Genomic DNA, 436 nt, shown 5'->3' on the forward strand with positions numbered 1-436 from the left:
GTCACCGGAACGTGCGACCGCATGCCGCTGTCGGCGGGGGACAGCAGCTCGTGCCGATCGTCGGCGACGGATCCCACCGGACACGGCGTCGTCAGCCATGATCCCGCCGCGGCGGCGTGCCGCGCCGTCCGCTGTGGACCCCGCTGACCGGACATCCGCTGGTCGGCGCGGGGTTTCGCGCGCCGAGCGGTAGCTCCATCAGGGTGATCGAGTCTCGACTCCCACTGGCCCCTCTGCTACCTTCCGATCCGCTGGGATCGCTCAAGTTGCTGACGCTCGCAACGGGAGACGGGTCGCAGCGTCGACCGGTGAGTGGGCCGTCCCCGTCGTGGGCTGCTTGCGTCGAGCGCAGCGTGCACGGGTTTGCCCGCCACCTCGCAGTGTGTCCTTTCCTGCGCTTTCTTCCGCTTCGCGTCCACAGCTCGAAGGAGTTCCC

The sequence above is a fragment of the Pseudonocardia hierapolitana genome, assembly GCF_007994075.1.
GTDB lineage: Bacteria > Actinomycetota > Actinomycetes > Mycobacteriales > Pseudonocardiaceae > Pseudonocardia > Pseudonocardia hierapolitana.